Source organism: Streptomyces sp. CRN 30, assembly GCF_034105845.1.
In genome coordinates, this window is the sequence record NZ_JAVRHI010000458.1 from 1 (window position 1) to 9745 (window position 9745).

Consider the following 9745-nt stretch of genomic DNA (forward strand, 5'->3'; position numbering starts at 1 on the left):
GAGAACGGTCCGGGGCTTCGCGCGTCGGTGCGCCGGGCGCGGGTGGTGGGCGCCGGGCGTGCGGGTGGGGTGCGCTGGGGGGTCGGTCGGGCGCGGGGCGGTCAGATGCCCGCCGCCTCCGCGAGGTCCCGCTTGATCGCGGCCAGCAGCTCCGCGGCCCTGTCACGGGCCGCCGGGAGGCCGTCGTGCGAGGCGACCGGGAGGACGACCTCCAGGTAGCACTTCAGCTTGGGCTCCGTGCCGCTCGGGCGGACGATCACCCGGGCGCCGTCCAGCGTGTAGCGCAGGCCGTCCGTGGGCGGCAGCGTGGCCGTGCCCCGGGTCAGGTCCTCCGCCGCGGTGACCGGCAGGCCCGCGAGCCGGGCCGGCGGGTGCTCGCGCAGCCGGCGCATGGCGTCCGCGATGACCGACAGGTCCTCGACGCGGACCGAGAGCTGGTCCGTGGCGTGCAGGCCGTACTCGACCGCCAGGTCGTCGAGGAGGTCGAGCAGCGTGCGGCCCTCCTCCTTCAGCACGGAGGCCAGCTCGGTGACGAGCAGCGCGGCGGTGATGCCGTCCTTGTCGCGGACGCCCTCGGGGTCGACGGAGTAGCCGAGGGCCTCCTCGTACCCGTACCGCAGGCCCTCGACGCGGGCGATCCACTTGAAGCCGGTGAGCGTCTCCTCGTACGGCAGGCCCGCCTGCTCGGCGATCCGGCCGAGGAGGGAGGACGAGACGATCGACTCCGCGAACGTGCCGCGCGCCCCGCGGCGCACCAGGTGGGCGGCGAGCAGCGCGCCGACCTCGTCGCCGCGGAGCATCCGCCAGTCGCCGCTGTCGCTGTCGCGTACGGCGACGGCGCAGCGGTCGGCGTCCGGGTCGTTGGCGACGACCAGGTCGGGGGCCGGGTCCGTGGCCCGTGCCGTCGCGAAGGCCAGGTCCATCGCGCCGGGCTCCTCCGGGTTGGGGAAGGCCACGGTCGGGAAGTCCGGGTCGGGGTCGGCCTGCTCGGCGACGAGGACGGGCTCGGGGAAGCCGGCGCGGGCGAAGGCGGCGAGGACGACGTCCCTGCCGACGCCGTGCATCGCCGTGTAGACCGTGCGGGCCGTGCGCGGGGAGGCCGGGGCGAGGACCGCGTCCGTACGGGCCAGGTAGGCGTCCAGGACGCCGTCGTCGAGGGTGTCCCAGCCGGAGTCCGGGCGCGGTACGTCGTCCAGGGCGCCCACGGCGTCGATCCGGGCGGCGATCTCCGCGTCCGCCGGGGGGACGATCTGGGAGCCGTCGCCCAGGTACACCTTGTAGCCGTTGTCCTGGGGCGGGTTGTGGCTCGCGGTGACCTCCACGCCGGCGACGGCGCCGAGGTGCCGGATGGCGAAGGCGAGGACCGGGGTGGGGAGGGGGCGGGGGAGCACGGCGGCGCGCAGGCCCGCGCCGGTCATCACGGCGGCGGTGTCCCGGGCGAAGTCCGCGGACTTGTGGCGGGCGTCGTAGCCGATCACGACGAGGCCGCCGGTGTGGCCGTTGTCCTCGAGGTACGCGGCGAGGCCCGCGGCGGCGCGGATGACGACGGCGCGGTTCATGCGCATCGGGCCGGCGCCCAGGGGGCCGCGGAGGCCCGCGGTGCCGAACTGGAGGGTGCCGCGGAAGCGCTCCGCGAGTTCCGCGGTGTCCTCGGCGTCGATGAGCTTGGCCAGTTCCTCGCGGGTGTCCGGGTCGGGATCCTCGGCCAGCCACGTCTTGGCCCGCGCGATGAGTTCGTCCTGCACGTCGGGTCCAGCCTCTCTTGTTCGTACGGGTGCGCTCGCGCTCCGCTGGGCTGTGCGGAGTGCTCGCTGGGGTGCGCCCTTGACGGGTTCCCGTCGTGCGGGCTCGGGCACCTCGGTGGGGCGCGGGCGGGTGTGCGTGCCGTGCTTTCCCGCCGTCGTGGCCAGGGTGCCTGTGGTTCGTCGTGGGGCGGGTGCGCGCCGGGGGCGTCCGTGCTCGGTCCGGCGGGTTCCGTGGGGCCTTGGGGGGTGCTCGGTGGTGGACAGCCGGCCGCTGCGCGCGGACACCCCCCCGGCACGCCCCCTCCTCGCCGTACGCGGCTGCCGGTGCGTACGGGGTCCTGCTTCCGGCGCTGTCCGGCCGTACGGCCCGGCGTCCGTCAGATGCGGTCCAGCACCCGGGCCAGCAGGGAGCCCATGCGGGTGGCGGAGTCGCGGCCGGCCTGGAGGACCTCCTCGTGGTTGAGGGGCTCGCCCGTCATGCCGGCGGCGAGGTTGGTGACCAGGGAGATGCCGAGGACCTCGGCGCCCGCCTCGCGGGCCGCTATGGCCTCCAGGACCGTCGACATGCCGACCAGGTCCGCGCCGATCGTGCGGGCCATGCGGATCTCGGCCGGGGTCTCGTAGTGCGGGCCGGTGAACTGGGCGTAGACGCCCTCCTCCAGGGTGGGCTCGACCTCCTTGCACAGGGTGCGCAGGCGCTCGGAGTAGAGGTCGGTGAGGTCGACGAAGTTGGCGCCGACGATGGGGGAGGTGGCCGTGAGGTTGATGTGGTCGCTGATCAGGACCGGCTGGCCGGGGCGCATGTCCGCGCGGAGGCCGCCGCAGCCGTTGGTCAGGACGACGGTCTTGGCGCCGGCGGCGACGGCGGTGCGGACGCCGTGCGCGACGGCCGCGACGCCGTGGCCCTCGTAGTAGTGGGTGCGGCCCAGGAAGACGAGCGCGCGCTTGGTGCCGATCTTGTACGAGCGGATCCTGCCGCCGTGGCCCTCCACCGCGGGGGGCGGGAAGCCGGGCAGCTCGGTGACCCGGAACTCGGCCTCGGGTGCGCCGAGCGCGTCCACGGCCGGAGCCCAGCCGGAGCCCATCACGAGGGCGACGTCGTGGGTCTCGGCGCCCGTGAGCTCGCGCAGGCGCGTGGCGGCGGCGTCGGCGGCGGCGTACGGGTCGCCCTGGATGTCGTCCGGAAGGAGAGATGCGTTCACGCGGACGAGGGTAGCCGGTCATGGCCTACGCGCGTAGATGACGAGGGTCACGAGGGGGGATCGTTGCCTGGTCGTTCTCGGCGGCGTGGGGGAGTGCGTCGTGTGTCCCTTGCGTCGCGCGGAGCCTCCGGTGCCCCCGGGGCACCACCGCGCGTGGCGTGCGGGACAATGGAGTACGTGACTCGGATCGTGATCATCGGTGGCGGACCCGGCGGATACGAAGCGGCCCTGGTGGCCGCGCAACTCGGCGCGGAGGTGACCGTCGTCGACTGCGACGGCCTGGGCGGGGCGTCGGTGCTCACCGACTGCGTGCCGTCCAAGACCCTCATCGCCACCGCCGAGGTGATGACGACCTTCGATTCCTCCTATGAGGAGCTCGGGATCATCGTCGCCGACGACACTCCGCACATCGACTCCCCCGCGCGCGTGGTGGGCGTCGACCTCGGCAAGGTGAACCGGCGGGTGAAGCGGCTCGCGCTCGCCCAGTCGCACGACATCACGGCGTCCGTGACGCGTGCGGGGGCGCGCGTGATGCGTGGGCGCGGCCGGCTGGACGGGCAGCAGGCGCTCGACGGGTCGCGCAAGGTCGTGGTGCGCGCCGCCGACGGGAGCGAGGAGACGCTCACCGCCGACGCGGTGCTGATCGCCACCGGCGGGCACCCGCGGGAGCTGCCCGACGCTCAGCCGGACGGGGAGCGCATCCTCAACTGGACGCAGGTGTACGACCTCGACGAGCTGCCCGAGGAGCTCATCGTCGTCGGTTCCGGTGTCACCGGTGCCGAGTTCGCCGGCGCTTACCAGGCCCTCGGCTCGCGGGTCACGCTCGTCTCCAGCCGGGACCGCGTGCTGCCGGGCGAGGACCCGGACGCCGCCGCCGTGCTGGAGGACGTCTTCCGGCGCCGTGGCATGAACGTGATGGCCCGCTCCCGCGCCCAGTCCGCCAAGCGCGTCGGCGACCGGGTCGAGGTCACCCTCTCCGACGGCCGGGTCATCAGCGGCACGCACTGCCTGATGGCCGTCGGCGCGATCCCGAACAGCCAGGGGATGGGCCTGGAGGAGGCCGGGGTCAAGCTGCGCGAGTCCGGGCACGTCTGGACCGACAAGGTCTCCCGGACCACGGCCCCCGGCGTGTACGCGGCGGGTGACGTGACCGGGGTCTTCGCGCTCGCCTCGGTGGCCGCCATGCAGGGCCGGATCGCCATGTACCACTTCCTCGGCGACGCCGTGAACCCGCTGGACCTGAAGACGGTCTCGTCGAACGTGTTCACCGACCCCGAGATCGCCACCGTCGGCTTCACGCAGGCCGACGTGGACGCGGGCCGGATCGACGCCCGGATGGTGAAGCTGCCGCTGCTGCGCAACCCGCGCGCGAAGATGCAGGGCATCCGGGACGGCTTCGTGAAGCTCTTCTGCCGGCCCGGCACCGAGATCGTCGTGGGTGGTGTCGTGGTCGCGCCGCGCGCCTCGGAACTGATCCACCCGATCTCGATCGCGGTGGACAACAACCTGACCGTCGAACAGATCGCGAACGCGTTCACCGTGTATCCCTCCCTTTCGGGGTCGATCGCCGAGGTGGCCCGGCAGTTGCACAACCGCAAGGAGACCGGCGGGGCTTGAGCGGACCGCCCGACTCCCCGCGCACCGCGGGGAGTTGGCGGCCCCGTGCGCGGGACGGGCCCAACAGGCAGGCGCATATACCACTTCGCGTACTACCGCGCGAACAACTTCTGTTATTCGGCGCAAACTGCTGAAAGTAGACGGTCGACCGCGTTACTGTCAGTTTCGTGTTCGCTGCAGAACGTCGCCAATTGATCCTCGAAATGGTGCGAGCGAACGGTGCCGTGTCGCTCCGTGAACTCGCCCGCGTCGTCCAGACCTCCGAAGTGACCGTACGGCGGGACGTGCGCGCACTGGAGGCAGAAGGACTCCTCGACCGCCGGCACGGCGGTGCGGTACTGCCGGGCGGTTTCACGCGGGAGTCCGGCTTCCCGCAGAAGTCCCATCTCGCGACCGCCGAGAAGACGGCCATCGCCGACCTCGCCGCGGGCTTCGTCGAAGAGGGCGAGGCCATCGTGGTCGGAGCGGGCACCACCACGCAGGAGCTGGCGCGCCGGCTCGCGCGGGTGCCCGGCCTGACCGTCGTCACCAACTCCCTGCTGGTGGCGCAGGCGCTGGCCCACGCCAACCGCGTGGAGGTCGTGATGACCGGCGGCACCCTCCGCGGTTCCAACTACGCCCTGGTCGGCTCCGGGGCGGAGCAGTCCCTACAAGGGCTCAGGGTCTCGCGGGCGTTCCTCTCCGGGAGCGGGCTCACCGCCGAGCGGGGACTGTCCACGTCCAACATGCTCTCGGCCTCCGTCGACCGCGCCCTGGTGCAGGCGGCCGCGGAGGTGGTGGTCCTCGCCGATCACACCAAGCTCGGTACGGACACCATGTTCCAGACCGTGCCGACCGACGTGATCACGCGGCTGGTGACCGACGAGCCGCCGGGCCACGACGACCGCGCGGCCACCGAGCTCCAGGCCCTCGCGGACCAGGGGGTCCAGATCGCGGTCGCCGGAGCCGCGGGAGGTGATCCCGTCCCGGCGTCCTCCTCACGGCGCCGGGACGTCCCCCTTCCGGGCCCGCGCCGCGGCCAGGTCCCGGGCGGGAACCCGGGACTGCGCACGGCCGGGGTGCTGGGCGACCAGTCCCCCGGTGCCGAGCGGGAGCGGGAGCGGGAGCGGGCGAGAGTGGCGGACCTCCGGCGCCGCTGACGAGCTGGTGCGGGGAGTCCCGCCCGGAACCCGGGCGGTCACTCTCCGTGCCGGCCGGCCCCCGGCGGATCACCCGGACCCCCGGTGCGCAAGTACCGGGCCCGCCGTTTCACGGACGCGGGCGCAGCCCGCCGAGGGTGAGGGTGAGCAGCCGGTCGGCCAGCCCGGAGTCGTCCGGGCTCTCCTCGGCCGCGAGGGCGATCGCATGGGTGAGCTGGAGGAGGTCGCCGATCTCCACCTCGGCGCGTACGTCACCCGCTTCCTGCGCACGCGCGAGCAGGGCGCCGCCCGCCTCCCGGATCGGGCCGCCGCACCGGGCGAGTTCCGACGCGCGGTCCGCCGAGGCGGCGGACGAGACCGTCATGAGCGCCCGGGCCAGCCCCCGGTACTCGCCCGCGTGGCCGATCATCTCGCGCAGCCACGCCACGAGCGCCGCGCACGGCTGCGGATCGTCGAGCAACTCGCGCGAGCGCGCCAGGAGTTGCTCCGCCGCGTCGGCGAAGACCGCGCTCAGCAGGGCGTGCCGGTTCGGGAAGTGCCGGTACAGGGTGCCGATCCCGACACCGGCCCGCTTCGCCACGTCCTCCAGGGAGGCGTCCGTGCCACCGGCGGCGAAGGCGGCGCGCGCCGCCTGCACCAGCCGCTCGTGGTTGCGCCGTGCGTCGGCCCGCCGCTGTCGCGGTGGACGCCCCAACGCCGGCGGACCCGCCTTCGCGGTCCCCTCCGGGGCCGTACGCGCCATGGCCCTCACCCGCTTCCCTCGACACACCAGGCCGGACGGCCTCCAGCATGCCACCGCGCCGCCCGGACGGGTGGCCGGCCCGGGGCGGTGACGGACGAAGGCGCCCGGCGGACCGGCTGCTTCCCGGTCCGCCGGGCGCCCCGGCGTGCTCGTACGTGGTGGTGCCGCTCAGTCCTTGATCTCGCAGATGGCGGCGCCGGAGGTGAGGGACGCGCCGACCTCGGCGGACAGGCCCTTGACGGTGCCGGCCTTGTGGGCGTTGAGCGGCTGCTCCATCTTCATCGCCTCCAGGACGACGATCAGGTCGCCCTCCTGGACCTCCTGGCCCTCCTCGACGGCGACCTTGACGATGGTGCCCTGCATCGGCGAGGCCAGGGTGTCGCCGGAGGCGGCCGGGCCGGACTTCTTCGCCGCGCGCCGCTTGGGCTTGGCGCCGGCGGCGAGGCCGGTGCGGGCCAGGGACATGCCCAGCGAGGCCGGGAGGGAGACCTCCAGGCGCTTGCCGCCGACCTCGACGACGACCGTCTCGCGGTTGGTCCCGTCCTCGGCCTCACCGTCGGCGGGCGCCGTGAAGGGCTTGATGTCGTTGACGAACTCGGTCTCGATCCACCGGGTGAACACCGTGAACGGCTCCTCGGAGCCGGTCAGCTCGGGGGCGAACGCCGGGTCCCGGACCACCGCGCGGTGGAACGGGACGGCGGTGGCCATGCCCTCGACCTGGAACTCGTCCAGGGCGCGGGCGGCGCGCTCCAGCGCCTCCTTGCGGGTGCGGCCGGTGACGATCAGCTTGGCCAGCAGGGAGTCCCAGGCCGGACCGATCACGCTGCCGGCCTCCACGCCCGCGTCCAGGCGCACGCCCGGGCCGGTGGGGGCGTCGAAGCGGGTGACCGTGCCGGGCGCGGGCAGGAAGCCGCGGCCGGGGTCCTCGCCGTTGATGCGGAACTCGAAGGAATGGCCGCGCAGCGGCGGGTCGTCGTAGCCGAGTTCCTCACCGTCGGCGATGCGGAACATCTCGCGCACCAGGTCGATGCCGGCGACCTCCTCGGTCACCGGGTGCTCCACCTGCAGCCGGGTGTTGACCTCCAGGAAGGAGATCGTGCCGTCCGCGCCGACCAGGAACTCCACGGTGCCCGCGCCGACGTAGCCGGCCTCCTTGAGGATGGCCTTGGAGGAGGAGTACAGCTCGGCGAGCTGCGCCTCGGAGAGGAACGGCGCCGGGGCCTCCTCGACCAGCTTCTGGTGGCGGCGCTGGAGGGAGCAGTCACGGGTGGAGACGACGACCACGTTGCCGTGACTGTCGGCCAGGCACTGGGTCTCCACGTGGCGCGGCTTGTCGAGGTAGCGCTCCACGAAGCACTCGCCCCGGCCGAAGGCGGCGACCGCCTCGCGGACGGCCGAGTCGTACAGCTCCGGCACTTCCTCCAGGGTGCGGGCGACCTTCAGGCCGCGGCCGCCGCCGCCGAAGGCCGCCTTGATGGCGATCGGCAGCCCGTGCTCCTCGGCGAAGGCGACGACCTCCTCGGCACCGCTCACCGGGTCGGGGGTGCCGGCGACCAGCGGGGCGCCCGCGCGCTGCGCGATGTGCCGGGCGGCGACCTTGTCGCCCAGGTCGCGGATGGCCTGCGGCGGCGGGCCGATCCAGATCAGGCCGGCGTCCAGCACGGCCTGCGCGAACTCCGCGTTCTCGGAGAGGAACCCGTAGCCGGGGTGGATCGCGTCCGCGCCCGAGTCCTTCGCCGCCTGGAGCACCTTGGCGATGTCCAGGTAACTGGTGGCCGGGGTGTCACCGCCCAGGGCGAACGCCTCGTCCGCCGCGCGGACGTGCAGGGCGTCCCGGTCCGGGTCGGCGTACACGGCCACGCTCGCGATCCCGGCGTCCCGGCACGCCCGGGCGACGCGGACAGCGATTTCGCCACGGTTGGCGATCAACACCTTGCGCACGATGGCTCCCTCTCCTTGAAACAAGCCGAGTTTAGGGACTGCCGACACGGCGTTTCGACCCGTCCTCAATGGTGAGCTTGCCCACACGGAGCGTGACCCGAGGCTCGCTCGACCGGTGAAATCCCTTGTCGCGACGCATCACGCGGGACTCCTCCGGAAAACCCTAGCCCTCAGGTGTGGTCGAGGTCTCTGTGAGGCCATGCTGCGGGCACCGGGGTTTCTTTGTGGAGTCCCTACTAATGGCCCAACGATTCTTTGCCGCCGTCGGGCCCCCTGCCCCCTTACCTACCCGCTGGTAGCGCGCGCGATGTCCCGTCGGCGGCACGGGGGCGGACGGCGTCACCGCGGGGCCCCGCTCACCCCGCCGCGGGCGCCCACAGCTCCGTGATGCCGACGTCCAGCCGGTGCAGCAGCCGCCGCACCAGGGGGAGGCTGATCCCGATGACGTTGCCGTGGTCGCCCTCGATGCCGTCGATGAACGGCGCCGAGCGGCCGTCGAGCGTGAAGGCCCCGGCGACGTGCAGGGGCTCGCCGGAGGCGACGTACGCGGCGATCTCCTCGTCGGTGGGCTCGCCGAAGCGGACCACGGTGGACGCCGTGGCGGAGACGTACCGGTCGCTCGCGGTGTCCCACACGCAGTGCCCGGTCTGCAGCGTGCCCGCCCGTCCGCGCATCGACTTCCAGCGGGCGGTGGCCTCCTCGGCGTCCGCGGGCTTGCCGAGTGCCTGGCCGTCCAGGTCGAGCACCGAGTCGCAGCCGATCACGAGTGCGCCGCTCACCTCGGGCCGGGCCGCCACCACGGAGGCCTTCGCCTCGGCCAGCGCGAGCGCCAGTTCGGCGGGGGTGGGGGCGGTCACGGCGTCCTCGTCGACCCCGCTGACGATCACCTCGGGGGCGAGTCCGGCCTGGCGGAGCAGCCCGAGCCGGGCGGGGGACTGGGAGGCGAGCACGAGGCGGCGGCGCGGCTGAGCGGTCATGCGGTCAGGGTATCGGCGGCCTCCGGGCGGTGCCCTGCGGGACGGTGCTCACCCCACGCCGATCACCAGCATCGAGACCACCATGACCAGCGCCACGAGAACACCCAGCCGCCGCAGCATGGCCTGCATGTCGCGCAGCTCCTTCGGCGGCTCGTTCTCCGGGTCGGACCACAGCATGTAACCGATGCTGCGACCGGCGCCGGTCACGGCGCCTGAGTACGCGTACTCAACTTGCCGTACCCGCCGGTACCCGCGCCCCCCGGCGGGACACGGGCGACGGACGGCTCAGGCCGGCCAGAACGTGCGACGCCACGCCGTCGGGCCCGGCGGCGGCAGCCGGTGGGCGGCGACGCGGGCCGGGTCGGCCCAGGAGTCCCGCGGC

At 73.7% G+C, this 9745-nt stretch carries 8 protein-coding genes; 2 read left to right on the top strand and 6 right to left on the bottom strand.

Features of this window, described 5'->3' with window-relative positions; genetic code table 11:
- Positions 1-101 precede the first annotated feature (101 nt).
- Both UW392_RS51920 and UW392_RS51925 read right to left on the bottom strand, forming a co-directional pair.
- Entirely contained in the window at positions 102-1745 is a 1644-nt protein-coding gene (locus UW392_RS51920) for a phospho-sugar mutase (RefSeq protein ID WP_320782428.1), read from the bottom strand.
- A gap of 377 nt (positions 1746-2122) precedes the next feature.
- Positions 2123-2947 (bottom strand): purine-nucleoside phosphorylase, encoded by an 825-nt coding sequence (locus UW392_RS51925; RefSeq protein ID WP_320782429.1) that lies wholly within the window; start codon positions 2945-2947, stop codon positions 2123-2125.
- A gap of 168 nt (positions 2948-3115) precedes the next feature.
- On the opposite strand from UW392_RS51925, the gene UW392_RS51930 reads away from it, so the two are divergent.
- Both UW392_RS51930 and UW392_RS51935 read left to right on the top strand, forming a co-directional pair.
- Positions 3116-4564 carry an NAD(P)H-quinone dehydrogenase gene (locus UW392_RS51930; protein ID WP_320782430.1) on the top strand — a complete coding sequence of 483 codons (1449 nt, stop codon included), beginning with the start codon at positions 3116-3118 and terminating at the stop codon, positions 4562-4564.
- A 167-nt stretch (positions 4565-4731) separates the two neighbouring features.
- Complete coding sequence (locus tag UW392_RS51935; protein ID WP_320782431.1) at positions 4732-5703, top strand: DeoR/GlpR family DNA-binding transcription regulator; 972 nt, start codon at positions 4732-4734, stop codon at positions 5701-5703.
- Positions 5704-5812: 109 nt separating this feature from the next.
- Here UW392_RS51935 and UW392_RS51940 read toward each other — a convergent pair whose 3' ends face one another.
- The 4 genes from UW392_RS51940 to mmpB all read right to left on the bottom strand — a co-directional run bounded on the left by UW392_RS51940 (position 5813) and on the right by mmpB (position 9540).
- Positions 5813-6445: a TetR/AcrR family transcriptional regulator gene (locus tag UW392_RS51940; protein WP_320782432.1), complete on the bottom strand. Its 633-nt coding sequence runs from the start codon at positions 6443-6445 to the stop codon at positions 5813-5815.
- Between the two features lie 168 nt (positions 6446-6613).
- Positions 6614-8386, bottom strand: a complete 1773-nt coding sequence (locus UW392_RS51945; RefSeq protein ID WP_320782433.1) for an acetyl/propionyl/methylcrotonyl-CoA carboxylase subunit alpha — start codon at positions 8384-8386, stop codon at positions 6614-6616.
- A 356-nt stretch (positions 8387-8742) separates the two neighbouring features.
- Entirely contained in the window at positions 8743-9363 is a 621-nt protein-coding gene (locus tag UW392_RS51950) for a nucleoside triphosphate pyrophosphatase (RefSeq protein ID WP_320782434.1), read from the bottom strand.
- Positions 9364-9411: 48 nt separating this feature from the next.
- Entirely contained in the window at positions 9412-9540 is a 129-nt protein-coding gene (gene mmpB, locus UW392_RS51955; protein ID WP_320782435.1) for a morphogenic membrane protein MmpB, read from the bottom strand.
- Positions 9541-9745 lie beyond the last annotated feature (205 nt).